This window comes from Pseudomonas sp. NFACC32-1, from assembly GCF_900101215.1.
Classification (GTDB): Bacteria; Pseudomonadota; Gammaproteobacteria; order Pseudomonadales; family Pseudomonadaceae; genus Aquipseudomonas.
In genome coordinates this window covers 43,818-70,508 of the sequence record NZ_FMUL01000015.1, presented here as the reverse complement: position 1 = coordinate 70,508, position 26,691 = coordinate 43,818, and the positions used below count along the sequence as shown (strand labels likewise).

General features: G+C 62.3%; 24 protein-coding genes. 12 read left to right on the top strand and 12 right to left on the bottom strand.

The window, feature by feature from the left end:
- Positions 1-27 precede the first annotated feature (27 nt).
- The 3 genes from BLP99_RS20930 (at position 28) to BLP99_RS20920 (ending at position 1,918) form a co-directional block, all read left to right on the top strand.
- Positions 28-303 (top strand): polyhydroxyalkanoic acid system family protein, encoded by a 276-nt coding sequence (locus BLP99_RS20930; protein ID WP_092181626.1) that lies wholly within the window; start codon positions 28-30, stop codon positions 301-303.
- Between the two features lie 264 nt (positions 304-567).
- The gene (locus BLP99_RS20925) at positions 568-990 is read left to right on the top strand and encodes a phasin family protein (RefSeq protein WP_072397965.1); all 423 of its coding nucleotides are present in this window, start codon (positions 568-570) and stop codon (positions 988-990) included.
- Positions 991-1,000: 10 nt separating this feature from the next.
- Positions 1,001-1,918, top strand: coding sequence for a phasin family protein (locus BLP99_RS20920; RefSeq protein WP_092181623.1), 918 nt, complete (start codon positions 1,001-1,003; stop codon positions 1,916-1,918).
- 98 nt (positions 1,919-2,016) lie between these two features.
- Here the strand turns inward: BLP99_RS20920 and BLP99_RS20915 are convergent, their stop codons facing one another.
- The 10 genes from BLP99_RS20915 to BLP99_RS20870 all read right to left on the bottom strand — a co-directional run bounded on the left by BLP99_RS20915 (position 2,017) and on the right by BLP99_RS20870 (position 15,017).
- Positions 2,017-2,637 (bottom strand): TetR/AcrR family transcriptional regulator, encoded by a 621-nt coding sequence (locus BLP99_RS20915; protein WP_092181620.1) that lies wholly within the window; start codon positions 2,635-2,637, stop codon positions 2,017-2,019.
- A 57-nt stretch (positions 2,638-2,694) separates the two neighbouring features.
- Entirely contained in the window at positions 2,695-4,377 is a 1,683-nt protein-coding gene (phaC, locus tag BLP99_RS20910; RefSeq protein ID WP_072397968.1) for a class II poly(R)-hydroxyalkanoic acid synthase, read from the bottom strand.
- Positions 4,378-4,533: 156 nt separating this feature from the next.
- On the bottom strand, positions 4,534-5,391 hold the full coding sequence (phaZ, locus tag BLP99_RS20905) for a poly(3-hydroxyalkanoate) depolymerase (RefSeq protein ID WP_072397969.1): 858 nt from the start codon (positions 5,389-5,391) through the stop codon (positions 4,534-4,536).
- Positions 5,392-5,588: 197 nt separating this feature from the next.
- Positions 5,589-7,268, bottom strand: a complete 1,680-nt coding sequence (gene phaC / locus BLP99_RS20900; protein ID WP_072397970.1) for a class II poly(R)-hydroxyalkanoic acid synthase — start codon at positions 7,266-7,268, stop codon at positions 5,589-5,591.
- Between the two features lie 275 nt (positions 7,269-7,543).
- Positions 7,544-7,921: a gamma-butyrobetaine hydroxylase family protein gene (locus tag BLP99_RS20895; RefSeq protein WP_072397971.1), complete on the bottom strand. Its 378-nt coding sequence runs from the start codon at positions 7,919-7,921 to the stop codon at positions 7,544-7,546.
- 167 nt (positions 7,922-8,088) lie between these two features.
- The gene (hslU, locus tag BLP99_RS20890) at positions 8,089-9,426 is read right to left on the bottom strand and encodes an ATP-dependent protease ATPase subunit HslU (RefSeq protein WP_072397972.1); all 1,338 of its coding nucleotides are present in this window, start codon (positions 9,424-9,426) and stop codon (positions 8,089-8,091) included.
- A 54-nt stretch (positions 9,427-9,480) separates the two neighbouring features.
- The gene (hslV, locus tag BLP99_RS20885) at positions 9,481-10,011 is read right to left on the bottom strand and encodes an ATP-dependent protease subunit HslV (RefSeq protein WP_072397973.1); all 531 of its coding nucleotides are present in this window, start codon (positions 10,009-10,011) and stop codon (positions 9,481-9,483) included.
- Positions 10,012-10,168: 157 nt separating this feature from the next.
- The gene (locus BLP99_RS20880) at positions 10,169-10,864 is read right to left on the bottom strand and encodes an SPOR domain-containing protein (protein ID WP_072397974.1); all 696 of its coding nucleotides are present in this window, start codon (positions 10,862-10,864) and stop codon (positions 10,169-10,171) included.
- A 1-nt stretch (position 10,865) separates the two neighbouring features.
- A complete protein-coding gene (gene argS, locus BLP99_RS20875) occupies positions 10,866-12,602 on the bottom strand; it encodes an arginine--tRNA ligase (protein WP_072397975.1) in 1,737 nt (578 codons plus the stop codon).
- Between the two features lie 195 nt (positions 12,603-12,797).
- Positions 12,798-15,017: a primosomal protein N' gene (locus BLP99_RS20870; RefSeq protein WP_076405712.1), complete on the bottom strand. Its 2,220-nt coding sequence runs from the start codon at positions 15,015-15,017 to the stop codon at positions 12,798-12,800.
- A gap of 207 nt (positions 15,018-15,224) precedes the next feature.
- On the opposite strand from BLP99_RS20870, the gene rpmE reads away from it, so the two are divergent.
- The 3 genes from rpmE (at position 15,225) to BLP99_RS20855 (ending at position 17,723) form a co-directional block, all read left to right on the top strand.
- Positions 15,225-15,446, top strand: coding sequence for a 50S ribosomal protein L31 (gene rpmE, locus BLP99_RS20865; RefSeq protein ID WP_072397977.1), 222 nt, complete (start codon positions 15,225-15,227; stop codon positions 15,444-15,446).
- A gap of 41 nt (positions 15,447-15,487) precedes the next feature.
- Complete coding sequence (locus BLP99_RS20860) at positions 15,488-16,273, top strand: thermonuclease family protein (protein WP_072459091.1); 786 nt, start codon at positions 15,488-15,490, stop codon at positions 16,271-16,273.
- Positions 16,274-16,454: 181 nt separating this feature from the next.
- On the top strand, positions 16,455-17,723 hold the full coding sequence (locus BLP99_RS20855; protein ID WP_072397979.1) for a malic enzyme-like NAD(P)-binding protein: 1,269 nt from the start codon (positions 16,455-16,457) through the stop codon (positions 17,721-17,723).
- Between the two features lie 214 nt (positions 17,724-17,937).
- On the opposite strand, the gene BLP99_RS26290 is transcribed toward BLP99_RS20855, so the two are convergent.
- The gene (locus BLP99_RS26290; RefSeq protein WP_143007967.1) at positions 17,938-18,243 is read right to left on the bottom strand and encodes a hypothetical protein; all 306 of its coding nucleotides are present in this window, start codon (positions 18,241-18,243) and stop codon (positions 17,938-17,940) included.
- Between the two features lie 260 nt (positions 18,244-18,503).
- Positions 18,504-20,948 (bottom strand): penicillin-binding protein 1A, encoded by a 2,445-nt coding sequence (locus tag BLP99_RS20850; RefSeq protein WP_168199086.1) that lies wholly within the window; start codon positions 20,946-20,948, stop codon positions 18,504-18,506.
- A gap of 206 nt (positions 20,949-21,154) precedes the next feature.
- On the opposite strand from BLP99_RS20850, the gene BLP99_RS20845 reads away from it, so the two are divergent.
- The 6 genes from BLP99_RS20845 to aroK are packed head-to-tail and all read left to right on the top strand — an operon-like array spanning position 21,155 to position 26,539.
- The gene (locus tag BLP99_RS20845; RefSeq protein WP_092181617.1) at positions 21,155-22,219 is read left to right on the top strand and encodes a pilus assembly protein PilM; all 1,065 of its coding nucleotides are present in this window, start codon (positions 21,155-21,157) and stop codon (positions 22,217-22,219) included.
- Positions 22,219-22,785, top strand: coding sequence for a PilN domain-containing protein (locus BLP99_RS20840; protein ID WP_072397982.1), 567 nt, complete (start codon positions 22,219-22,221; stop codon positions 22,783-22,785). Before BLP99_RS20845 ends, BLP99_RS20840 begins: the two co-directional genes overlap by 1 nt.
- Positions 22,782-23,405: a type 4a pilus biogenesis protein PilO gene (gene pilO, locus BLP99_RS20835; protein WP_072397983.1), complete on the top strand. Its 624-nt coding sequence runs from the start codon at positions 22,782-22,784 to the stop codon at positions 23,403-23,405. Before BLP99_RS20840 ends, pilO begins: the two co-directional genes overlap by 4 nt.
- Positions 23,402-23,947, top strand: coding sequence for a pilus assembly protein PilP (locus BLP99_RS20830; protein WP_072397984.1), 546 nt, complete (start codon positions 23,402-23,404; stop codon positions 23,945-23,947). The genes pilO and BLP99_RS20830 overlap by 4 nt, the downstream gene beginning before the upstream one ends.
- Positions 23,944-26,016, top strand: coding sequence for a type IV pilus secretin PilQ (gene pilQ, locus BLP99_RS20825; protein WP_092181614.1), 2,073 nt, complete (start codon positions 23,944-23,946; stop codon positions 26,014-26,016). Before BLP99_RS20830 ends, pilQ begins: the two co-directional genes overlap by 4 nt.
- 4 nt (positions 26,017-26,020) lie before the next feature.
- Complete coding sequence (gene aroK / locus BLP99_RS20820; RefSeq protein ID WP_072397986.1) at positions 26,021-26,539, top strand: shikimate kinase AroK; 519 nt, start codon at positions 26,021-26,023, stop codon at positions 26,537-26,539.
- Positions 26,540-26,691: the final 152 nt, after the last annotated feature.

Here is a 26,691-nt window from a genome sequence, read left to right as displayed (position 1 = left end):
AAGTCCCGATAAAACAGGAGTCATCCGATGGCCCGTATAACGGTTGAACGTGCCCATGGCCTGGGCAAGGAAGCGGCACGAGAGAAAGCCGACAAGCTGGCGCAGAAGTTGTCCGACAGCTATGGACTGGAACCGCAGTGGGAAGGCGATACCCTGAAACTCAAGCGCTCCGGGGTCAAGGGCGAAGTGCATGTAGGCGAGGATTCGATCCGCGTCGATGTGGAACTGGGCATGTTGATGTCGGCCGTGAGCGGCACGATCAAGAGCGAAATCGAAAAGGCGCTGGATAAGGCGTTGGCTTGATCGACCGAAAGGGCGGTGAATGCAAAGTTGAAATTCACCACCCCACCCAGCGGGAGCGAGCTTGCTTGCGATTGCATTGCCAGTCACATCAAGTTTGGCTGACACTGCGCCATCGCCAGCAGGTTCGCTCTCACAGGGAAATCATCGTCATCCGGATTTGTGTTCCGTTGTTAGGGTGCCGTTTCTAATTATTGTCACTACCTTTGCCCTGAGCCCGACCCCCAGCGGGCCGTTCATCCCATCTGTTTTCCAGTGAGGTGCACCATGGCCAAAGTTGTTCTGAAGAAAAAAACCGACATCGAATCTTCCACCCTGAGCGACGTGAAAACCTATGCGCGCAAGATCTGGCTGGCTGGCCTGGGCGCCTATGTCAAAGTCGGACAGGAAGGTAGCGAGTACTTCCAGGAGCTGATCAAGGCGGGTGAAGTTGTTGAAACCAAAGGTAAAAAGAACATCGCCGGGAAACTTCAGGCAGCCAATAGCGAACTGAACGAAGCCAAGGCCGAAGCAAATACTTTCAAGGCCAGGGTTGAAGTTCAGCTCGATAAAGTCGAAAAGGTATTCGACGCCCGTGTTGCAAGTGCCTTGAATCGCATCGGCATTCCGTCTAAACATGACGTTGAGGCACTCTCTGCCAAGCTCGATGAGCTGACGGCATTGCTCGAACGTGTGGCGCGTAAACATTAAGGAGAACGGGATGGCTGGCAAAAAAATCACCGAAAAAGAAAGCAGCTCGTGGGCCGGGAAGATTGAAAAATATTCCCGCAAGATCTGGCTTGCTGGTTTAGGCGTGTACTCGAAGATCGACACTGACGGCAGCAAACTCTTCGAGTCCCTGGTTAAGGACGGCGAGAAGGCCGAAAAACTCACCAAGACGGCGGTCGCCAAACAGGTCGATGCGGCCAAGGACTCTGCCGGGTCCGCCAAGTCGCGAATGAGCGGCGTGAAGGATCGTGCGCTGGGCAAGTGGGACGAGCTGGAAGGGGCTTTCGACAAGCGCCTGAACAGTGCGATCTCCCGCCTGGGCGTGCCGAGCAACAGTGAAGTCAAGGCGTTGCACAGCAAGGTCGATGCCCTGACCAAGCAAATCGAAAAACTCACCGGGGCCAAGGTCGCTCCGGTGGCCTCCAAGACTGCTGCGGCCAAGCCGGCTGCCAAGACGGCAGCCAAGCCACTGGTCAAGGCTGCGGCAAAAACCGCTGCCAAGCCTGCGGTGAAAGCAGCAGCCAAACCCGCGACCAAAACCGCCGCGGCCAAGCCTGCAGCCAAGGCAGCGGCCAAACCGGTAGCGGCCAAGCCAGCAGCCAAAGCGGCAGCCAAGCCTGCGACTAAACCTGCGACTAAAACAGCGGCTGCGAAACCTGCTGCCAAACCCGCAGCCAAGCCTGCCGCCAAGCCGGCGGTGAAAGCAGCCGCGAAACCCGCCGCGGCGAAAAAAACCGCAGCGAAAAAACCGGCCACGCCAAAAGCTGCCGCCCCCAAGGCGCCAACAGCGGTCGCCAAGCCTGCAGCTCCGGCAAGCGTCGCGAGCACGGCGAACTCGGCCTCGGCTCCAGCCCCGGTCGCCACCCCGACTCCAGCGCCGGCTCCATCGACGCCTACCAGTCAGTCCTGATTGCAGGACACAACGAAACGCCCGGCCTGTTCAGGTCGGGCGTTTTTGTTTGCTTGGCAGATGGGGAGCGGCGCTGAGCGGGCTTGCTCCCACAGGTGTCATTCGTGGTCTTCGAGATAGCGCAACGCCAACCGTTCGGTCGCCACCTTGGCCGACGGCGGCAGGTGCGGTGCTACCAGCATCATGATCTGGTAGACCACCAGCCGGACCTCGCCCTCGCGATCCAGTATCCGCTGGTAGTCCAGCGAGAACAGCAAGGTCAGGGTGATCTGTTCCACCAGTTGTCCAAGGGCCTGGGTATCGCTGACCAGCAGGCCCTGTGCCTTGAGCTGTGCCAGCAGGGAAGCCAGGGTTCGTTTCAGTGCATTGAGCAACTGGCGGATGCCCTTGGCCAGTTTCGGCAGGCGGCCGGCCAGGTTCGACAGGTCCTGGAACAGGAACCGGTACTGGGCCAGGCGCTCGACGATCAGGTGCAGGAACAACCAGTAGTCTTCCGGTGCCAGTTGCGCATCGGCGGGTGGATTCAGCAGCGGGGACAGTTCGGCCTGGAAACGCTCGAAGAGCCCCAGCACCAGAGGCTCCTTGCCATGGAAGTGGTAGTAGAGGTTGCCAGGGCTGATACCCAGCTCATTGGCGATTTCCAGGGTGGAAACGTTCGGCTCGCCCTTGTCGTTGAACAACTGCAGGGCGCATTCAAGGATGCGATCATGGGTCTTCATCCGGTCCTCTTGTCGATGGGTTGCCACGGCCGATGAGCAGGCCGCACGTCGTGGCCTTCAGCGCACACGTACATAGGTGCCTGGCGCCGCGTCCATAGGCGGGTAATTCGCATTGCCCAAGGTCATCTGGGTTTCCCGTCGGGCCCCGGAGCGCTCCTGGATCCAGCCCAGCCACTGAGGCCACCAGCTGCCCTCGACGTGTTTTGCATCGTAGTACCAGGCCCGTGGATCGCCGCTCAGTTTCGGATTCTCGACGTAGTTGGCCTTGGGGCTGCCGGGCGGGTTGATGATGCTCTGGATATGGCCGCTGTTGGACAGCACGAAGCGGCGCTCACCGCCCAACAGCAGCGTCGAGCGATACACCGCATCCCAGGGCGTGATGTGGTCGTTGATACCGGCCACGCTGAAGCTGTCCACGGTCACCTTCTGCAGGTCGATCGGCGTACCGCACACTTCGAGCCCGCCGGGGCGGGTCAGCGGGTTGTGCTTGAAGAAATCCAGCAGGTCGCCGTGATAGGCCGCCGGTAGCCGTGTGGAGTCGTTGTTCCAGTAGAGAATGTCGAAGGCCGGCGGCTCCTTGCCCAGCAGGTAGTTGTTGACGAAGTAGTTCCAGATCAGGTCGTTGGGACGCATCCAGGCGAATACCCGGGCCATGTCCCGGCCATCGAGCACACCCTTCTGGTAGGAGCGGCGCTTGGCGGCTTCGAGGGTCTGCTCGTCGATGAACAGCGTGGCCGGGCTGTCGATCGCACTGTCCAGCAAGCTGACCAGGTATGTGGCGCTGGCGACCCGGCGCAGTTGGCGCTTGGCTTGCAGATGGCCTTGCAGGGCCGCGATGATCAGCCCGCCGGCGCACGCACCCATCAGGTTGACGTCGCGGGCGCCGGTGATCGCCCGGCAGGCGTTCATCGCTTCTTCCGTCGCCTCGACATAACTGGACAGGCCCCATTCGCGGTGACGCACGTCGGGGTTGCGCCAACTGATGATGAACACCTGCAGATCGTTTTTCAGTGCGTACTGGACGAGGCTGTTGGAAGGGCTCAGGTCGAAGATGTAGAACTTGTTGATCTGGGGCGGCACGATCAGCAATGGCTTGGCGTATTGCTTTTCGCTCATGGGCCGGTACTGGATCAGCTCCAGCATCTCGTTTCGAAACACCACCGCGCCCTGCGTGTTCGCCAGGGTCTTGCCCACTTCGAAGGCATGGGGGCTGATTTGCCGGGGCATCCCGTCATTGTGCAGCAGGTCGTCGAACAGATGGCTGATGCCACGCACCAGGCTGTTGCCGCCGGAGTTGAAGAACTCCTTGACGGCCAGCGGGTTGAGCAAGGTGTTGGAAGGAGACACGGCATCGTTGAGCAGGGCGAAGGCGAAGTGAGCGCGGGCGCGGTCATCGGCGCTCATGTCGCATTCGTCGATCCAGCTCTTCACCTGTTTCTGCCAGCTCAGGTAGGCCTGCAGGCTCCGGCGATAGAAAGGGTTGAGCTGCCAGGTGGGATCGGCGAAGCGTTTGTCGTGCGGGCTGGTGGGGTGCAGGGTTTCCCCCAGCAGGACGCGTCCCAGCTGACCGCCCAGCTTCAATGCGTGCCGGGCACTGTGCACCGGGTTGCGCAGGCCATGGGCGGCGACGCTGCGCAAGGTAGACAGCAGGTCCCTGCCCCGCAGGCCGGTGACCGCACTTTGTGCGTTCATGAAGTTGGCGGGGACGGGCATCGAATCTTTCGTCGGCTTGTCGCGCATCAGTCAACTCCTTCGTCATCAGGCTGAGGCTCTGGATGAAAAGTGCTTGCGCAACCCGTCATGCAAAGCCCGAAAACAAACACTCCGAACCAGACAACATAGCCGCTGTTTCGGAAGTTGCGCGCTTCGGCGTCCTGCCTCGCGCGACAGGCGGTGTCAGCCGCCACCGTGCGGCGAGGGATGCGGATGCATGACCGCCCGCTGACGTTCTTCCTGCAGAAACTTCATGATGATGGGCGCCACGGCCTCGGCCCGGGTAATCAGGAACAGATGGCCGTCATCGATGATGTGCAACTGGGCATTGGGGATGCGCCAGGCCAGCAGGCGCATGTTGATCAAAGGGATCAGTGGGTCGTCGTCGCCGGCCAGGACCAGGGTCGGCTGATGGATCTTGTGCAGCCAGTGGATACTGGTCCAGCCCAGGCCGGCGAACAGTTGCCAGTAATAACCGAGCTTGCCCGCCGAGCGGACCCTGGCCGCATGGCTGGTGGCCAGGTGCGGGTCGCGGCGGAACGAGCCGCCGTAGATCAGCGGGGCGATGCGCAACACGTGCGATGGCTGAACGTAGCGACGCGGACTTGCCATCATCCACAGCACCTTCGGTTTGCCGGGCACCATCACCGCCCCGGCGGCGGTGGCCGCCAGGATCAGCTTTTTGCAGCGCTCCGGATAATCGTGGGCGAACTGCTGGGCCAGGGCTCCGCCCCAGGACACACCGACCACGCTCACCTGCCCGTAGTCGAGATAGTCGAGCATCCGCGCGGCGAGCTTTGCCAGGCCCGGGAAGCGATACGGGCGGCTGGGCGTCGACGACCCACCCACTCCGGGGACGTCGAAGGCGATGACCTCCAGGTCCGGATCCAGGGCCTCGATAAACGGAAATACCAGCTCCAGGTTGGCCCCGATGCCGTTGAAAATCAGCAGAGGCGTCAAGTGAGGCTTGCCGGGACGTACCGCGGTGCGCAAGGTCTGGCCATCCAGATCGACGGTACGGAAGATGTACGGTTGCGGCATGCTTCAAGCCCTGTGGGTTGGGTCACTGTCATTCATTTTTTCCCGGATCCCTGTGGGAGCGAGCAAGCTCGCTCCCACAGGGGGGCGCTGTGAACATGGGTTCTATGTTCGCCAGTGCTGTGGGCCTTGCATTCAGTGTCGGCTGGCGGGATATATTCGTGAGCCATCCCACCCCCGCAGCAGACGAGTTGCCTCCATCACCGCTCGTGCACATACGTGCCAGGCGCCGCTTCACCCGCCGGATAGGTCTTGTTGCCCAGCACGCTGGGTGCCTTCTTCAGCTTGCCCGAGCGTTCGGCCTGCCAGGCCTGCCAGTGCAGCCACCAGGAGTCGGTGTGCTTGGTGGAGTTTTCCTGCCAGTCCTCGGCCTTGGCCGGCATGTCCTCGCTGGTCATGTAGCGTGACTTGGGGTTGCCCGGCGGGTTGAGGATGCTCTGGATATGGCCGCTGCTCGACAGCACGAAATCCACCTTGCCGCCGAACAGCTGCGCCGACTTGTAGCAGGATTTCCACGGGGTGATGTGGTCGTTGGTTCCGGCCAGGGCGAAGATGTCGGACGTGACCTGCTTGAGGTCGATCGGCGTGCCGCACACTTCCAGTGCATTGGGCCGGGTCAACGGGTTGGTCTTGAACATCTCGATGAGGTCGCCATGGAACGCCGCCGGGAGCCTCGTGGTGTCGTTGTTCCAGAACAGGATGTCGAATACCGGTGGTTCGTTGCCCAGCAGGTAGTTGTTGACCCAGTAGTTCCAGATCAGGTCGTTGGGGCGCATCCAGGCGAAGACCTTGGCCATGTCGCGGCCTTCGAGCACGCCGGCCTGATAGGAGTGGCGCTTGGCGGTCTCCAGGGTCTGCTCGTCGACGAACAGCGCCACGTCGGTGTCCAGGGTGGTGTCGAGTACGCTCACCAGCAGGGTCAGGGCGTTGACCTTCTTCTCGCCGAGTGCGGCGTAATGGCCCAGCAAGGCGGTGCAGGTGATGCCGCCGGAGCAGGCGCCCAGCATGTTCACGTCCTTGCTGCCGGTGATGGCCGTGACCACATCCACTGCTTCCTTGAGGGCCTCGATGTAGGTGGACAGGCCCCATTCGCGCTGTTCCTTGGTGGGGTTGCGCCAGCTGACGATGAAGGTCTGCACATTGCTGCGCAGGCAGAAGCGCGCCAGGCTCTTGTCCGGGCTGAGGTCGAAGACATAGAACTTGTTGATCTGCGGCGGCACCACCAGCAGCGGTCGCTCATGGACTTGCTCGGTGATGGGGCGGTACTGGATCAGCTCCAGCACATCGTTGCGGAACACCACGGCGCCTTCGGTCACGCCCAGGCTCTTGCCCACCTCGAATGCGCCCATGTCGACCTGGCTCGGCATCCCGCCGTTGTGTACCAGATCCTTGGCCAGGTGGGACAGGCCGTCCAGCAGGCTCTTGCCGCCGGTTTCGAAGAAGCGCTTGACCGCCGCCGGGTTGGCCGCGGTATTGGTGGGCGCCATGGCTTCGGTCATGAGGTTGATCACGAAATGCCCGCGGCTGATGTCCTGGGGCGGGAGGTTGCTGTCATCGATCCAGGCGTGCAGCTCCTTGCGCCATGCCAGGTAGGTCTGCAGATAACGCTTGTAGAGGGGATTCTGGCTCCAGGCCGGATCGGTGAAGCGACGGTCATCGCTCGAAGGCTGCAGCTCGGATTGGCCGAACAGCACCTTCTTGAGCTCGGCGCCGAAATGGGCGACGTGCCGGGCGCTGTGCAGCGGTTGCTTGAGGGTCTGGGTCAGCACCATTCTGGCGGAGGCCAGCAGGTCTTTTCTGCGCAAGCCGACGACGGGATTCAGGCCCAGGGTATTTTCCGAGGCCTGGTTCTTCAGGTCATCGTTGTTTTTGTTGCTCATCTACGACGCTCCATTGTCAGACGAGTACCCGGACCATGCCGTAAAAGCCGCACAGCCCATGGTGGGTACGCTGCTCGGGTGACCGTTAATTCCGCATCGATCTCAATGAGGAAGCATATGCAAAGGAACTCCCCAGTTCCTTTGCAGGGAACTTGCCAGGTCCATTGGTTACCCGAGTTTGATTTTTTTCGCAAGCAGGCCAGTCATTGACCTCGCCGCGGGGGGATTCAAGCAGATGAGTCTAGAAAATGCGCCCTAAAGCGCCAGCCCTTGAGCTAGAGCATCAGTTTGACGACGGACTCGTTCGGGTCGCGGGTTTTTCCGGCCGCCTTGAGTTCGGCCAGATAATCGTTCCACAGGTCTTCCTGGCGCACCGCCAGCTGGTACAGGTAGTCCCAGGTGAACAGTCCGCTGTCATGGCCGTCGTCGAAGGTCAGTTTCAGTGCGTACTGGCCGGCCGGCTCGACCTTGGTCAGGGCAACGTTGAGCTTGCCATATTGCAGGATGGGTTTGCCGTGGCCCTGGACCTCGGCGGAAGGCGAGTGCACCCGCAGGAATTCGGCGGGCAGGTGGTACTCCTCGTCCGGCGCGTATCTGAGCGTCAGGGTCTTGGAGGCTTTGTGCAGGTTGATGGCGGTGGGGAGTTTGGTCATGGCCTGTGATCCGTCTCGGAAGGATGCCTTGATCTGCAAAAGCGACACGGTCCATATGGGAGCGAGCCTGCTCGCGATAACGGTTTGACAGTCAACTCATGGGTTGAATGTTATGCCGCCATCGCGAGCAAGCTCGCTCTCACTGGCGCCGGACATCTGTCGGTGGCTTACAGGATATACCGCGACAGGTCTTCGTTCTGCGCCAGTTCGCCCAGGTGGCTGTTGACGTACTCGGCGTCGATGCGGATCGGCGCTTCGTTGTGGGCGCTGGCCAGGTCGCCGGCGCTGAAAGAAACCTCCTCGAGCAGGCGTTCCAGCAGCGTGTGCAGGCGACGGGCACCGATGTTCTCGGTCTTCTCGTTGACCTGCCAGGCGATCTGCGCCAGGCGCTTGATGCCTTCCGGCGCGAATTCGATGTTCAAGCCTTCGGTCTTGAGCAGCGCGCAGTACTGTTCGGTCAGTGATGCATGGGGCTCGCTCAGGATGCGCTCGAAGTCTTCCGGCGACAGGGCCTTGAGCTCCACACGGATCGGCAGGCGACCCTGCAGCTCCGGTACGAGGTCGCTCGGCTTGCTCAGGTGGAACGCGCCGGAGGCGATGAACAGGATGTGGTCGGTCTTGACCATGCCCAGCTTGGTGTTGACCGTGCAGCCTTCGATCAGCGGCAGCAGGTCGCGCTGCACGCCTTCGCGGGATACATCGGCGCCGCCGACATTGCCGCGCTTGGCGACCTTGTCGATCTCGTCGATGAATACGATGCCGTGCTGCTCGACTGCTTCCAGGGCCTTGGCTTTCAGTTCGTCTTCGTTGACCAGGCGGCTGGCCTCTTCATCGCGTACCAGCTTCAGCGCTTCCTTGACCTTGAGCTTGCGGCTCTTGCGCTTGCCCTTGCCCATATTGGCGAACAGGCTCTGCAGCTGGTTGGTCATCTCTTCCATGCCTGGCGGCGCGGAGATATCGACGCCGGCCATTTCGGCGACTTCGATCTCGATTTCCTTGTCGTCCAACTGGCCTTCGCGCAGGCGCTTGCGGAACAGTTGGCGGGTGTTGGAATCCTGGGTCGCGGCGGAGTCGGCGTTGAAGCCCATGCGCGCCGGCGGCAGCAGCGCATCGAGAATGCGCTCTTCGGCGGCATCTTCGGCGCGGTGGCGCACCTTGGTGATTTCCTGTTCGCGCAACAGCTTGATGGCGGCATCGGCCAGGTCGCGGATGATCGACTCGACGTCGCGGCCGACATAGCCGACTTCGGTGAACTTGGTGGCTTCGACCTTGATGAACGGCGCGTTGGCGAGCTTGGCCAGGCGGCGGGCGATCTCGGTCTTGCCGACGCCGGTCGGGCCGATCATCAGGATGTTCTTGGGGGTCACTTCGACGCGCAGCTCTTCGGGCAGCTGCATCCGGCGCCAGCGATTGCGCAAGGCGATGGCTACGGCGCGCTTGGCATCGTCCTGGCCGATGATGTGACGGTTGAGTTCGTGGACGATTTCGCGGGGAGTCATGGACATGGTAATTGACGGTCCTCGAGCAGGAATGAGCCGTGGCGCTGGGCCGGAACAGGCTTATTGCGCGAGATCCTGCTCCTCAATGGTCTGGGTATGGTTGGTGAAGACACAGATGTCGCCGGCGATGCTCAAGGCAGTCTCGACGATCTCCCGGGCCGACAGGTCGGTCTTTTTCAGCAGTGCGCTGGCGGCCGCCTGGGCGTAGGCACCGCCGGAGCCCATGGCGATCAGGCCGTCTTCGGGTTCGACCACGTCGCCGTTGCCGGTGATGATCAGCGAGGCGTCCTTGTTGGCAACCGCGAGCATCGCTTCGAGGCGACTCAGGGAGCGGTCGGTGCGCCATTCCTTGGCCAGTTCGACGGCGGCACGAATCAGGTGGCCCTGATGTTTTTCAAGCTGGCCTTCGAAGCGCTCGAACAGGGTGAAAGCGTCGGCGGTGGCCCCGGCAAAACCGGCGATGACCTGGCCGTGGTACAGGCGACGGACTTTCTTCGCGTTGCCTTTCATCACGGTGTTGCCCAGTGAAACCTGGCCGTCGCCACCCATGACGACTTTGCCATCACGGCGGACTGAAACGATGGTGGTCAAGGGAAGAGTCTCCACGCAGCGGGGCGAAAATGCCCGGATGAAAACTCATATGGGGGTGGTATGGTTTTTTTCAACCGTGGGGGCCCAGAGGGGATGAGCGGTGCGTTTCGCTCATCCCCTCGCCACAGTGGGTCGCTCGGGTGGCCACCGTGTGCGATCAGCGGCTCTGGCGTTGTTGTAACAACAGGTTGCTGAAACCACTGCCAGCCAGCTGTTTCTGCGCCTTGGTCAGCTCTTCGCGATTGCTGAACGGGCCGACCAGCACCCGGTACCAGGTCTCGTCCTTCACCGTGCCGGACTCCACCGACACGGACTGGCCCAGCAGGATGATCTGTGCCCGCACCTTGTCGGCATCGGCTTCCTTGCGGAAGGAGCCAGCCTGCAGAAAGAACTTCGTCACCGGGGCCGCTTTCTGCACGGGTGGGGCCGGTGGCGGCGTAATGCCGGCCAGGGCCGCCTGGGCACGGGCGGTGTCGATCTTCGCCGCTTCGGCCGGTGTCACCGGCGTGGCGGGTACTTGCGGAGTCGGCAGGGTTTTCTCCGGCACCGCCTCGGGCGGCACGATGACTTCCGATTCCGGCAGCAGGGTGTAGAAGTCGTACTTGGGCTTCACCGGTTGCGTCGGGCTCGGCGGGGTCTTGTTGGCCTCGGCGATGCGCGTGGCTTTCTGTTGCTCCTGGCGGACGCGCTTGACGTCATCGCCCTGGCCCGGCTCCAGCTTCATCAGGAACACTATGAAAGCGCCAACGGTCAGGCCGATGGCCATCCACAACCAGCCCGGAATCGGCTTCTTGGCCGGGGGCTGGTAACGACTGGCGCCGCGCTTGGGTGCAGGTTTTTTCTTGGCGGCCAACTTACATGCGCTCCAGGGTTTCCAGGCCCAGCAGTTCCAGGCCCTGCTTGAGCGTGCGCGCGGTCAGCGCGGCAAGACGCAGGCGGCTTTGCATTTGCTCGGGGGTGTCGGCGTTGAGGATCGGGCAGTTCTCGTAGAAGCTGGAGAACAGGCCGGCCACATCGTACAGATAAGCGCACAGGGTGTGTGGCGTGCCCTTGTCGGCGACGTTGTTGAGCACTTCGCCGAACTGCGCCAGCTTCGCCGCCAGCTCCTGCTCCTGTGGGGCCTGGAGCACGATCCGCCCGTCCACTTCGTCGAGGCCTTTGCCGAGCTTGCGGAACACGCCCGCCACACGGGTGTAGGCGTACAGCAGGTATGGCGCGGTGTTGCCTTCGAAGTTGAGCATCAGGTCGAAGTTGAAGCTGTAGTCGCTGGTGCGGTGCTTGGACAGGTCGGCGTATTTCACCGCGTCGATGCCCACCACCTTGGCGATCTTGCGCAGCTCATCCTCGGCCAGGTCCGGGTTCTTGCCCTTGACCAGGGTATAGGCGCGTTCCTGGGCTTCGGTCAGCAGGTCGATCAGCTTCACCGTGCCGCCGTCGCGAGTCTTGAAAGGGCGGCCATCGGCGCCGTTCATGGTGCCGAAGCCCATGTGCTCCATTTCCATCGGCCGGGCCACGAAACCGGCCTGGCGTGCCACTTCGAACACTTGCTGGAAGTGCAGGGCCTGGCGCTGGTCGACGAAGTACAACACCCGATCGGCCTTGAGCACGCTGTTGCGGTAGCGTACGGCGGCCAGGTCGGTGGTGGCGTACAGGTAGCCGCCGTCGGCCTTGACGATGATCACCGGCAGCGGTTCGCCGTCGGCAGTCTTGAACTGGTCGAGGAACACGCACTGGGCGCCGTTGCTTTCCACCAGCATGCCCTTGGCCTTGAGGTCATTGACCACGTTGATCAGGTCGTCGTTGTAGGCGCTTTCGCCCATGACGTCGGCCATGGTCAGCTTGACGTTCAGCAACTCGTAGATTTTCTGGCAGTGGGACAGGGAGATGTCCTTGAACCGGGTCCACAGCGCCAGGCACTCGGCGTCGCCGGCCTGCAACTTGACCACCAGGCCGCGGGCGCGGTCGGCGAACTCGGGGGATTCGTCGAAGCGTTGCTTGGCGGCGCGGTAGAAGTTCTCCAGGTCCGACAGTTCATCGCTGGTGATGGGGTTTTCCTGCAGGTAGGCCATCAGCATGCCGAACTGGGTGCCCCAGTCGCCGACATGGTTCTGGCGAATCACGGTGTCGCCGAGGAATTCCAGTACCCGGGCCACGCCGTCGCCGATGATGGTGGAACGCAGGTGGCCGACGTGCATTTCCTTGGCGAGGTTGGGGGCCGACAGGTCCACCACGGTGCGCTGCAGCGGGCCGGCCTTGCGAACCCCGATGCGTTCGTCGGCCAGGGCCGCGTCCAGGCGCGAAGCCAGGGCCTGGGTGTTCTGGAAGAAATTGATGAACCCGGGACCGGCGATCTCCGCCTTGGAGACGTTCTCGTCGGCCGGCAGCGCGGCGATGATTTTCTCGGCCAGGTCCCGCGGCTTCATGCCGGCCGGCTTGGCCAGCATCATGGCGATGTTGCTGGCAAAGTCGCCGTGGGTCTTGTCGCGGGTGTTTTCGACCTGAATCGCCGGCGACAGGCCTTCTGGCAGCACACCTTCAGTGACGAGTTGGGTGATGGCTTGCTGGATGAGCTGGCGAATGGTGTCTTTCATGGTCTTCTCTTTCAACCGCAGGCGCGGCGGCGCTTCGATGCGCTGGTGGAAAAACTGGGCATTATCCGTGGCCCGGACGAGCTTGCCAACTGTAGCGGGTCGGTTGGGGTTGTGTGGTGACTATTCTTGCTGGCCTGGATGCACGCGATCCCCTGTGTGAGCCTGCTCCCACCGGGGGGCAGGCTTGCGGTCCATTCAATACAAGTCCACCGGGTCCACGTCCAGCGACCAGCGTACCGCCCGCCCGCTGGGCATCTGTTCCAGCACCAGCAGCCAGGCGCTCAACAGGCGGTGCAGCGGCGCCCGGGCGTTGGCCTGTAATAAAAGCTGGGCCCGGTAGCGCCCGGCCCGGCGCTCCATCGGAGCCGGTACCGGGCCCAATAGTTCGATCCCGGTGAGGTTCTGCTGGGCCAGCAAGCGCTCTGCCTCGCCACAGGCCTCGTCGAGGAAGCCTTCGGCCTGCCCGGGCTTGTGGGCTTCGGCCCGCAACAGCGCCAGGTGGGCGAACGGCGGCAGGCCGGCGCCGCGCCGTTCGCTCAATGCCTGTTCGGCGAAGGCGAAGTAGCCTTGCTCGGTCAGTTGTATCAGCAGCGGATGGTCCGCCAGGTGAGTCTGGATAATCACCTTGCCCGGCTCCTCGGCTCGTCCGGCCCGGCCCGCAACCTGGACGATCAGCTGCGCCATGCGCTCGCTGGCGCGGAAGTCGCCGGAAAACAGCCCGCCGTCGGCATCCAGGATCGCCACCAGGGTGACCCGCGGGAAATGATGCCCCTTGGCAAGCATCTGGGTGCCCACCAGGATGCACGGCTGGCCCTTCTGGATCGTGGCGAACAGGTGGTTCATCGCGTCCTTGCGCGAGGTGCTGTCGCGGTCCACCCGCAGCACCGGATAGTCGGGAAACAGGATGCCCAGCCGCTCCTCGGCGCGTTCGGTGCCAGCACCCACCGGGCGCAGGTCCACCTTGCCGCACTGCGGGCAATGCCTCGGCACGCGCTCGCTATGGCCGCAGTGGTGACAACGCAACTCCCCATGGCGCTGGTGCACGGTCATCCGCGCGTCGCAGCGTTCGCACCCGGACATCCAGCCGCAGTCGTGGCACAGCAGGGTCGGAGCGAATCCCCGGCGATTGAGGAACACCAGCACCTGTTGCCCGGCGGCCAGGGTCTGGCCGATGGCTTGTTGCATCGGGCCGCTGATGCCGCTGTCCAGCGGACGGCTTTTCACGTCCAGGCGCAGGAAGCGTGGCTGCTTGGCACCGCCGGCCCGTTCGTTCAGGCGCAGCAGGCCATAACGACCGGTGTAGGCATTGTGCAGGCTCTCCAGGGAGGGCGTCGCCGAGCCAAGGACGATGGGGATGTTTTCCTGGCGGGCGCGTACCAGCGCCAGGTCGCGGGCGTGATAGCGCAGGCCTTCCTGCTGTTTATAGGAGCCGTCGTGTTCTTCGTCGATGATGATCAGGCCGGGATTCTTCATCGGCGTGAACAGGGCCGAGCGGGTGCCGATGATGATGTCGGCCTCGCCGTCGCGGGCAGCTAGCCAGGCCTCCAGGCGCTCGCGGTCGTTGACCGCCGAGTGCACCAGGGCGATCCGGGCGTTGAAGCGTTGCTCGAAGCGCGCCAGGGTCTGCGGGCCGAGGTTGATTTCCGGGATCAGCACCAAGGCTTGCTTGCCCGCCTCCAGGGTCTGGCGGATCAACTGCAGGTAGACTTCGGTCTTGCCGCTGCCCGTGACGCCCGCGAGCAGGAACGCGTGGTAGCTGTCGAAGCCCGCGCGAATCGCCTCGCAGGCGGCCCGTTGTTCGGCATTGAGCGGCAGTTCCGGCTGGGCCAGCCAATGCTCGTGGCGGGCGCCCGGGATGTGCCTGCGCACCTCCACCTGGACCAGGCCCTTGGCCAGCAGCAAATCGAGGCTGTCCTTGCTGAGCATCAGCTTGCTCAGCAACTGATGGGCCACCCCATGGGGATGCTGGGCCAGGGTCGCCAGCGCTTCGCGTTGACGCGGGGCACGGGCGATGCGCGGATCGTCCGTGGAGGCGCCCGGCGCCACAGACCAGAACCGTTCCTGGCGCGCCTCGGCCGGCTCACCCTGGCGCAGCAGCACCGGCAGTGCCCAGCTCAAGGTGTCGCCGAGGCTGTGCTGATAATACTGGGCGGTCCAAAGGCACAACTTGAACAGCGACGCCGGCAGCGGTGGCGTGGCATCGAGCAGCGCCAGGGCCGGCTTGAGCTTGTCGGCCGGGACCTCGCTGTGATCGGTGACTTCCACCAGGATGCCGATCATCTCCCGCCGGCCGAACGGTACCCGCAAGCGCATGCCGGGTTGCAACCGGTCATGCGGGACCCCGGCCGGAGCGCGGTAGTCGAACAGTCGGCGCAGGGGCGAAGGCAGGGCGAGGCGCAGGATGGCGTCGGACACGCGAGGTCTCGATAAACAGAAAAATGGCGGAAAGCTTGGCACAACCCTTGTAGGAGCGAGGGTGTGCATGAGGACGCGAGCCTAGCAGACGGTTGGTACAAGCGACAGCTTGCGTCATTGTCGATGTCTGGTAGAATCCGCGCCCTAATTACGTGCGGTATTCAACAATAGTGTTGGGTGGCGGCACGCTAGCCTGAGGGAAACACCATGAAGACCGATATCCATCCAGAATACCCAGTGGTTGCCGTAACCTGCAGCTGCGGCAACAAGTTCGAAACCCGTTCGACCTACGGCAAAGCCCTGGCGATCGACGTTTGCAACGAATGCCACCCGTTCTACACCGGTAAGCAAAAGACTCTGGATACCGGTGGTCGCGTTCAGAAGTTCGCCGATCGTTTCGGTGCTTTCGGCGCTACCAAAAAGGCCTGAGGCTGATCATTTTGGAGGCTCGTTCCGGCGGCTCCAGATTGATGAAAAAGGCGTCCCTTGTGGGCGCCTTTTTTGTGTCCGCGATTTGGCTGGGCGGGGCCGAGGCCTTCTGTCCGGCCCCGGCAGGGCTGGCCCGGGTGAAGGTGCAGCGGGTGGTGGATGGCGACACCCTGCGCCTGGCGGATGGCCGAAGCGTGCGCATGATCGGTCTCAACAGCCCGGAACTGGGGCGGCAAGGACGATCCGACGAGCCTTTTGCCGTTGCGGCCCGTCGGCGTCTCGAAGCGCTGGTGGCGGCCAGCGACGGGCAGGTGGGGTTGCTTCCTGGCCAGCAGGGTCGCGATCGCTATGGGCGAACCCTGGCTCATGTCTATGACGCTGACGGCCGTAACCTCGAAGCGCAACTGCTCGCCGAGGGGTTGGGGTTTCATGTGGCGGTGGCACCGAATACCGGCTTGGCGGACTGCCAGGGTGCCGCCGAACGCCAGGCTCGCGAGGCGCGTCTTGGGCTATGGAAACAGTCACCCGTGCTCAAGACGCAACAGATCCAGGCTCCCGGCTTCGCCGTGCTCAGCGGTCGCGTGAACACGATCAGGCGCAATCGTGGCGGAATCTGGCTGCAAATGGAGGGGGCGGTTGTATTGCGTGTCGCTCCCGATGTGGCGAACCGTTTCGATATGGCTTCGCTTGAGCGCCTCCAGGGCCGGCAGGTCGAGGCGCGTGGCTGGGTGGTGGATCGATCGCGGCGCGCAGCCCTGGAACCGGGGCGGGAGCGCTGGTTGCTGCCATTGACCGATCCGGCCATGTTGACCGCACTGCCTCGATAAAAAATTGTAGACATTTTTAATGTGGATTGTATGCATCAATCCCTTGTGTTTCGCGGCTCTAGGCCCAAAGTCGTAGGGCAGGGCGCTTGACAGCGGTGACTGGTCAGTCTTGTAGGGACTTTGCGAGGGGCGTATCCTCGGCGGTCCGTCTGTCCAACACAGTAAAAAGCGGAATGCCCACATGTCTGATCTGAAAACTGCCGCTCTCGAATATCACGCTAATCCTCGTCCAGGAAAGCTGAGTGTCGAGCTCACCAAGGCCACCGCTACTGCCCGCGATCTGTCGCTGGCCTACAGCCCCGGCGTAGCCGAACCAGTACGCGAAATCGCTCGCGACCCTGAGCTGGCCTACAAGTACACCGGCAAGGGCAACCTGGTTGCAGTCATTTCCGATGGCACCGCGATTCTCGGCCTGGGTGACCTGGGCCCACTGGCTTCCAAGCCGGTCATGGAAGGCAAGGGTGTCCTGTTCAAGCGCTTCGCCGGTATCGACGTGTTCGACATCGAAGTCGATTCCGAAAGCCCGCAGGCCTTCATCGACACCGTCAAGCGTATCTCCATCACCTTCGGTGGCATCAACCTGGAAGACATCAAGGCACCCGAGTGCTTCGAGATCGAGCGCGCCCTGATCGAACAGTGCGATATCCCGGTGTTCCACGATGACCAGCACGGTACCGCCATCGTGACTGCGGCCGGTATGATCAACGCCCTGGAAATCGCCGGCAAGACCCTGCCGGAAGCCAAGATCGTCTGCCTGGGCGCCGGTGCCGCGGCCATCTCCTGCATGAAGTTGCTGGTGAGCATGGGCGCCCGGATCGAGAACATCTTCATGGTCGACCGTACCGGCGTGATCCACTCCGGCCGTACCGACCTGAACCAGTACAAGGCGGTCTTCGCCCACGCCACCGACAAGCGCACCCTGGCTGAAGCGCTGGACGGCGCCGACGTTTTCGTCGGCCTCTCGGGTCCGAACCTGTTGAGCCCGGAAAACCTGCTGCGCATGGCGCCGAACCCGATCGTGTTCGCCTGCTCGAACCCGGACCCGGAAATCTCCCCGGAACTGGCTCACGCCACCCGTAGCGACGTGATCATGGCCACGGGCCGTTCGGATTACCCGAACCAGGTCAACAACGTACTGGGCTTCCCGTTCATCTTCCGCGGCGCCCTGGACGTACGCGCCAAGCGCATCAACGAAGAAATGAAAGTCGCGGCCGCCAACGCCCTGCGCGAACTGGCCAAGCTGCCGGTGCCTCAGGAAGTGTGCGACGCCTACGGCGGCATCAAGCTGGAATTCGGTCGTGAGTACATCATTCCGAAACCTATGGACGCTCGCCTGATCACCCTGATCTCCGACGCCGTGGCCAAGGCCGCGATCGAGACCGGCGTGGCCACCCTGCCGTACCCGAAGAATTACCCGCTCAAGAGCGTGGATGATGTGTTCAACGGCTAAGCCGTTGTAGCGCTTCAATAAAAACCCCCGGCTCCTGCGAGTCGGGGATTTTTATTGGGAGCGTCCTGAGTTGATTGCTCAGCTGGCTTATTGAGATAACGCTTGGGTCAACGTTTTAAAGCGCTTTATTTACTGGTTCGCCACGTTTCTTCTATATATTGGTGTTTCAATTTTCTGAACATGCTAAATAAATAGAAGAGGTTGGGTGCGTTCCTTAGTTGGCTACCCACCCTTGCCCACGAACATAATGTTTGCCGCCAGAAACAGCAGGGCCGGGGGAGCCAGATCCGGTTGTAGTGTCGTCAATATCACTCGCGCTTTTTATATTATCAATCCATACAGTGGATAGCTGACCTTGATAATTTGCGCTTTCCAAAGTTAATGTCTTTGCGTCAAAGTCTACGTTTTTCAGCCATCCCTGCGCCATGCTTGCAAGGGTGCCGTCGCTATGTCGGTGACTGATGCGAAGATAGGTGTCTGCAGGAATTGTATTGAGTTTCGCCACGACGTCGTCATTCATGATCAAATCCTTGATTGAGGAGGGAGATTTGATTTTGGTGCGAAATAACAAGTGCATATACTGTCAGAGCTTACAGTTTTTTAAATCTGATCTTAATAGCTGCTGAGTTTTTTATAACTTGGCATACAAAATATAAAGACCTCGCATGTGTTTGCAGTGCGTCTCTTAATAAAAGGCGCGTTCCCTCATGCGGCTCCCAGTGTTCAGGTACGAAAAGCCCCGGACTTCTTTCGAGGGAGGGGCTTTTGGGTTGTAGCTGATCAGAACAGATCGATCGGTGCCGCTTCGTCCGCCGGCAGCGGGCTGCCTGGCGCTACACCGTTGCCCAGCTCGTTGACCGACGGCGGGGTGTCTTCACTCTTGAACAGCTCGAAATACGCCCCTGGGGTACCTGGCGTCGCGGCGCGGCCGCTGACCGGATCGACCCGCAGGCTCAGGATGCCTTCCGGTTCCGGCTGGGTGTGAGGCGGTTTGTCCTTGAGGGCGGCGCCCATGTAGGTCATCCAGATGGGCAGCGCCACGGTGCCGCCGAACTCGCGGCGGCCGAGGCTCTCAGGCTGGTCGAAGCCGGTCCAGACGGTGGTGACGTAATCGCCGTTGTAGCCCGAGAACCAGGCGTCCTTGGATTCGTTGGTGGTGCCGGTCTTGCCCGCCAGGTCGGTTCGACCCAGCGCCAGGGCGCGCCGGCCGGTGCCGAGCTTGATCACGTCCTGCAGCATGCTATTGAGGATGTAGGTGGTCCGGCCGTCGATGATGCGCTCGGCAATGACCGGGGCCTGCGGTACCGCCGGGGCAGTCGTGGCTTCGCCTGGGGGCGCGTTCACCGTGAACGTTTCGGCGGCGGGTGCCGCGACGCCATCGCTGGCCTGCTCGCCCGTCGGCACCCGTGGCGGATTGGCGACGAACAGCGTCTCGCCGTTGCGGCTTTCGATCCTGTCGATGATGTACGGGGTGATCTTGTAGCCGCCGTTGGCGAACGTGCTCCAGCCCGTGGCGATTTCCATTGGCGTCAGGGTCGCGGTGCCCAGGGCCAGGGAGAGGTTGCGAGGCAGGTCCTGCTTGTTGAAGCCGAACTTGCTGATGTAGTCGATGGTGCGGTCGACGCCCAGGGCCTGAAGCAGGCGGATCGACACCAGGTTGCGGGACTTGTACAGCGCTTCGCGCAGACGGATCGGGCCGAGGAAGGTGTTGGTGTCATTCTTCGGCCGCCAGACCTTGTCCAGGTACTCGTCGACGAACACGATGGGCGCATCGTTCACCAGGCTGGCGGCGGTGTAGCCATTGTCCAGGGCGGCGCTGTAGACGAACGGCTTGAAGCTCGAGCCGGGCTGGCGTTTGGCCTGCAACGCCCGGTTGTAATTGCTTTGCTCGAAGGCGAAGCCACCCACTAGAGAGCGAATGGCGCCGTCCTGCGGGTCGAGGGACACCAGGGCACCCTGGGCCGCCGGAATCTGGCTGAACTTCAAGGAGTTGTCCGGTTGACGCTGCACCCGGATCAGGTCACCGACCTGGGCGACGTCCGACGGCTGCCGGGGGACTGCGCCCATGCTGTTGGTATTGAGGAAAGGACGCGCCCATTTCATGGTGTCCCAGCTCACATGTTCTTCCAGCTCGCCATTACGCGTCAGGACCTTGATGCCGTCCTTGTCCACCTGGGTGACGATGGCCGGCTCCAGGCTGCTGATGGTGCGCTGCTTGGTCAGTTCCAGGGCCCAGGCTTCCTTGGTCTTGCCTGGCAGGCGCGATTCAGGCCCGCGGTAGCCGTGGCGCTGGTCATAGGTCATCAGGCCTTCGTGCAGCGCGGTGTTGGCCATTTCCTGCAGATTGCTCGGTACCGTGGTGGTCACGCGGAAACCTTCGGTGTAGGCATCGCTGCCGTAGCGGCCGACCATTTCGGCCCGGGCCATCTCGGCGATATACGGGGCGTTCACTTCCGGGGTCGGCACGTGATAGCTGGCGTTCAAGGGCTCGTTGATCGCGGCGGTGTACTCGGCTTCGCTGATCTTGCCCAACTTGTACATGCGTCCCAGGATCCAGTCGCGGCGCTCCTTGCTGCGCGCCGGGTTGGCGAGGGGGTTGAAGCGCGACGGGGCCTTGGGCAGGCCGGCGATCATCGCCATCTGTGCCAGGCTGACCTCGCGGATCGACTTGCCGTAGTACACCTGGGCCGCCGCCTCGATGCCATAGGCGCGGTTGCCCAGGTAGATCTTGTTCACGTACAGCTCGAGGATCTCGTCCTTGGTCAGCTGCCGCTCGATCTGCAGGGCCAGGAGAATCTCGGTGGTCTTGCGCGAGAAGCTGCGCTCGCTGGTCAGGAAGAAGTTCTTGGCCACCTGCATGGTGATGGTGCTGCCGCCGGACTGGATATGCCCGCTCTTGATCAACTGGCTCGCGGCCCGCATCAGGCTGCCGGGATCGACGCCGTAGTGGTTGGCGAAGTTGTCGTCTTCAGCACTCAGTAACGCATTGATGAAATTGGGGGGAATGTCGGCGAAACGGATCGGCGTGCGGCGCATTTCGCCAAATTCGGCGATCAGCTTGTTGTCGCTGCTGTAGACCCGCAGGGGAATCTGCAACTGAATGCTTCTCAGCGCCTCCACGGATGGCAATCCCGGACTAAGGTAAAGAAACGCACCGCTCAGACCCAGGAGCAGTCCGCAGAAAACGGCGACGATGGACCATCCGAAAAATTTCAGCAGACGAATCAAGGCTTTTGGATATCCAGGCAAAGAATGAAAAGGCGTCAGGTGCAGGGAAGGACCCATGCGAGCAACAAAGCGAAAAAAACGCTGCGCATTATAAGCATTTTTTCGCGGTGCAAACGCCATCCGGACATCCGTCGGACCGGCGTGATTGAACGCAATGCGTATTAGAGAGTCCGTAACTCACGGATAGTCATAGGGAATTGGTAGTGCTACGACTCTTCAATAAAAAAGCCCATGCGCTTCTGGGGATAGATATCAGCTCCACGTCGGTGAAGCTGCTCGAGTTGAGTCGCCAGGGCGACCGGTACCGTGTCGAATCCTACGCGGTCGAACCGCTTCCGGCCAACGCCGTGGTCGAGAAGAACATCGTCGAGCTCGAAGGGGTGGGCCAGGCGCTGTCGCGGGTAGTGGCCAAGGCCAGGACACCCTTGCGCAATGTCGCCGTGGCCGTGGCGGGGTCCGCCGTGATCACCAAGACCATCGAGATGGACGCCGGGCTGTCCGACGACGACATGGAGAACCAGCTCAAGATCGAGGCGGACCAGTACATTCCCTATCCCTTGGATGAGGTGGCCATCGATTTCGAAGTCCTGGGCGTCTCGCCGCGCAGCGCCGAGCGGGTCGAAGTGCTGCTGGCCGCCTGTCGCAAGGAGAACGTCGAAGTCCGCGAGGCCGCCCTGGCGCTGGCCGGGCTGACGGCGCGGGTAGTGGATGTCGAGGCCTACGCCCTGGAGCGCGCCTTCGGCCTGCTGGCCACGCAACTGGCCGCGTCCCAGGAACGGCTCACGGTAGCGGTGATCGACATCGGCGCCACCATGACCACCCTGAGCGTGCTGCACAACGGCCGCATCATCTATACCCGTGAGCAATTGTTCGGCGGTCGCCAGCTGACCGAGGAGATCCAGCGTCGCTACGGCCTGACGTTCGAGCAGGCCGGGCTGGCAAAGAAGCAGGGTGGCCTGCCGGACGACTATTCCGGCGAAGTGTTGCAGCCCTTTCGCGAAGCGTTGGTGCAGCAGGTGTCGCGCTCCCTGCAGTTTTTCTTCGCGTCGGGCCAGTACAGCGCGGTGGACCACATCCTGCTGGCCGGTGGCACGGCGTCGGTCACGGGGCTGGACCGGCTGATCGAACAGCGCCTGGGCACGCCGACCCAGGTGGCCAACCCGTTTACCAACATGGCCCTGGGCAGCCGGGTCAATGCCGGTGCCCTGGCCAGTGATGCGCCGGCACTGATGATTGCCTGCGGGCTGGCCCTCAGGAGCTTCGACTGATGGCGCGGATCAACCTGCTTCCCTGGCGCGAAGAGCTTCGCGAAGAGCGCCGCAAACGCTTTCTGCTGGCCTTGACCGGAGCGCTCGTCGGCGCGGTAGGCGTGATACTGATTGCGGTCCAGTACCTCAACAGCGCCATCGATTACCAGCTGGCCCGTAACAATCACCTCTCGCAGCAGATCGCGGAACTGGATGAGCGCATCAAGCAGATCAGCGAGCTGAAAGCCCGTCGCCAGCAGTTGCTGGAGCGCATGCGCATCATCCAGGACTTGCAGGGCAACCGGCCGGTCAGCGGGCGCATCTTCGACCAGTTGGTGCGCACCTTGCCCGACGGGGTGTATTTCACCGAAGTGACGATGGAAGACCACACGCTGTCCATCAAGGGGGCCGCCGAGTCGAACAACCGGGTCTCGGACCTGATGCGCAACCTGGACTCATCGGACCTGTTCGATGCTCCCAGCCTGACGGAGGTCAAGGCCACCACGGCCGGCCAGCTCGACCAGGCCAATGTGTTCCAGTTGACGGTACGCCAGACCCGTCCGGCTGACATCGAGGAGGCCCAATGAGACCGGCGGAGTGGTTCGACGCGCTGCGCAAGATCGATATCAGCGACCTGGACACCAATAACCTGGGCTCCTGGCCCATGCCGGTCAAATGGCTGGCCGGTGTCCTGCTGGTGATCCTGGTCCTGGGCCTGGGCTACAACTTTGCCCTCAGCGACCTGGAGGATCAGCTGCAGCAGGTGCGCGGGGAGGAAAGTACCCTCAAGGCGCAGTTCGCGGGCAAGGCCCACATGGCCGCGAACCTGGAGCGCTACACCGAACAGATGAAGCAGATGGAGGAGTCCTTCGGCGTGTTGTTGCGCCAATTGCCCAGCGACACCGAGGTCCCCGGACTGCTGGAGGACATCACCCGAACCGGCCTGGGCAGTGGCCTGGAGTTCGAGGAGATCAAGCTGCTCCCCGAAGCCACCCAGCCGTTCTACATCGAACTGCCGATCCAGATCACCGTGACCGGCGGCTACCATGACCTGGCGACCTTCGTCAGCGGTGTCGCCGGGTTGCCCCGCATCGTCACGCTGCACGATTTCGAGATTGCCCCCCTGGAGCCCAACGGCGGATCGAAGCTGCGCATGAGCATCCAGGCCAAGACCTATCGCTACAACGAGCAGGAGGAGCAGCCATGAGGTCGTTTCGCTGCGCCGGCCTGCTGGCGGGCCTGGTCGTGCTGGCGGGCTGCAACGGCGGCGATGGCTTCGACGACCTGGACGCCTATATGAACGAGGTCCGCTTGCGCCCGCCCGGCAAGATCGAGCCGATGCCGGTATTCAGGCCCTATGAGACCTTTACCTACAGCGCCGCCAACCTGCGCAGTCCGTTTTCCCGGCAGGTCCCGGTGGACCAGGCCGGTCGGCAGCAGGGCTCGCGCAATGTGCGGCCCGACCCCAACCGGACCAAGCAATACCTGGAAGGCTTCAATATCGAACAGTTCGAAATGGTCGGCACGATTGCCAACGCCAGTGGTTCCTTCGCGCTGCTGCGTGGCGCGGGCGGGGTGCATCGGCTCAAGGTCGGTGACTACCTTGGACGCAACGACGGGCGGATCGTCGCCATCAGTGCCACTCAGGTCGATGTGGTGGAAATCGTACCTGACGGCGAGGGGACGTGGCTGGAGCGACCACGGACCATTCCTTTGAAAGAGCACTCATTAGTGGAATCCCAACAATGAACAGGATTTTGACAGCCCTCGGTATTTCGCTATGGATAGCGCTGATGTCGCCGATGGCCCATGCGGCCAGCCTCAAGGCCCTGGATGTCGCGGCGTTGCCGGGAGACCGAGTCGAGTTGAAGCTGTCCTTCGACGGGCCGCCACCGACGCCTCGCGGCTATACCACCGAGCAGCCGGCCCGGATTGCCCTGGACTTGCCCGGGGTCACCAGCCAGCTGGCCCGCAAGACCCATGACCTGGGGGGCGGCAATGCGCGCAGCGCCACCGTGGTCGAGGCGGGGGATCGTACGCGGCTGATCATCGGCCTCACCCAGCTGGCGCCGTATGACGCCCGGGTCGAGGGCAACAGCCTGTTCGTGGTGATCGGCAAGGGCGCGACCCCCAGGACCACGGCCCAGGCGTCGCCCCTCGGTGCCGCCAGTCCTGCGCCGGCGAGGGCCAGGGCGCCGACGGGCAGGGCCATTCGCGGCGTGGATTTCCAGCGAGGAACCCAGGGCGAGGGCAATGTCGTGATCGATCTGTCGGACCCTTCCATCGCTCCGGACATCCAGGAGCGCGAAGGCAAGATCATCCTCACCTTTGCCAGGACCCAACTGCCGGAACCGCTGCGGGTGCGCCTGGACGTCAAGGACTTCGCCACCCCGGTGCAGTTCGTCAATGCCAGCGCCGGTTCGGACCAGGCCACCGTCAGTATCGAGCCCGGTGGTACCTTCGATTACTCCACCTACCAGACCGATAACCGGCTGACCGTCAGCGTCCGGCCCATGACCGTCGAAGACCTGCAGAAACGCAATAGCGATCGGGCCGCCTACAGTGGCGAGAAGCTGTCCCTCAACTTCCAGGACATCGAAGTGCGTTCGGTCCTGCAGTTGATCGCCGATTTCACCAACCTGAACCTGGTGGCCAGCGACACGGTGCAGGGCGCAATTACCCTGCGCTTGCAGAATGTGCCATGGGACCAGGCCCTGGACCTGGTGCTCAAGACCAAGGGGCTGGACAAGCGCAAGGTCGGCAACGTGTTGCTGGTGGCTCCGGCCGATGAAATCGCCGCGCGCGAGCGCCAGGAGCTGGAGTCCCAGAAGCAGATCGCCGACCTGGCGCCATTGCGGCGTGAACTGCTGCAGGTCAACTACGCCAAGGCGGCGGACATCGCCAAGCTGTTCCAGTCGGTGACCAGCGCCGAGGCCAAGGCCGATGAGCGCGGCACCATCACGGTCGATGAGCGAACCAACAACATCATCGCCTACCAGACCCAGGACCGGCTCGATGAACTGCGACGGATCGTCGCCCAGCTGGATATCCCGGTGCGCCAGGTGATGATCGAGGCACGTATCGTCGAGGCCAACGTCGATTACGACAAGAGCCTGGGGGTGCGCTGGGGTGGTTCGATACAGAACAAGGGTAACTGGAACGCTTCCGGGGTCAGCACCGGGGACTCCACCACCATCGGCACACCGGGCAGCACCAGCACCAACCAGCCGTTCGTGGACATGGGCGCGTCGGGCAACACATCGGGAATCGGCATCGCGTTCATCACCGACAATGTCCTGCTGGACCTGGAACTGACCGCCATGGAGAAGACCGGAAACGGGGAAATCGTCTCTCAGCCCAAGGTGGTGACCTCCGACAAGGAGACGGCGAAAATCCTCAAGGGCACGGAAATCCCTTACCAGGAAGCCAGTTCCAGCGGGGCGACCTCGGTGTCCTTCAAGGAGGCCTCGCTGTCGCTGGAGGTGACGCCGCAGATCACCCCGGACAATCGCATCATCATGGAGGTCAAGGTCACCAAGGACGAGCCGGATTACCTGAACAAGGTGCAGGAAGTACCGCCCATCAAGAAAAACGAGGTCAATGCCAAGGTGCTGGTCAACGATGGCGAGACCATTGTGATTGGCGGCGTTTTCTCAAATACTCAGAGCAAGGTCGTAGATAAGGTGCCATTTCTTGGCGATGTGCCGTATCTTGGCCGCCTTTTCCGGCGTGATGTGGTTTCGGAGAAAAAATCCGAGCTGCTGGTATTCCTCACTCCGCGTATCATGAACAACCAGGCGATTGCTGTGAGTCGTTGATTCTGTGCGAAATTTGATTCTTGTTGGGCCGATGGGGGCTGGAAAAAGCACCATCGGCCGTTTGCTGGCCAAAGAGCTGCGCCTGCCGTTCAAAGATTCCGACAAGGAAATTGAATTGCGCACGGGTGCCAATATCCCATGGATCTTCGACAAGGAAGGCGAACCCGGCTTTCGTGATCGCGAGCAGGCGATGATCGCCGAGCTCTGCGCATTCGACGGCGTGGTGCTGGCCACCGGTGGCGGCGCAGTGATGCGCGAGGCCAATCGACAGGCGCTGCACGCTGGCGGACGAGTGGTCTATCTGCATGCTTCCGTGGAGCAGCAGGTCGGTCGTACCGCCCGGGATCGCAACCGTCCATTGTTGCGCACTGCCGATCCGGCCAAGACCCTGCGGGACTTGCTGGAGTTGCGCGATCCGCTGTATCGCGAGATCGCCGATCTGGTGGTGGAAACCGACGAGCGGCCACCACGAATGGTGGTGCTGGACATTCTCGAACGTCTGCAGCAATTGCCTCCCCGTTAATGCGCCTGGCGAAATGCGCTATCCTCGACGTCCCGTCATGGCCCGCCTGGGGCGCGGCGGATGACCATCCCGTGGTGTCATGGCCAGCACCGGGACCTGTAGCGAGGGGATTTAACCCCGTTGGGCACTTTTGTTAATCGCAGGCAGGACGC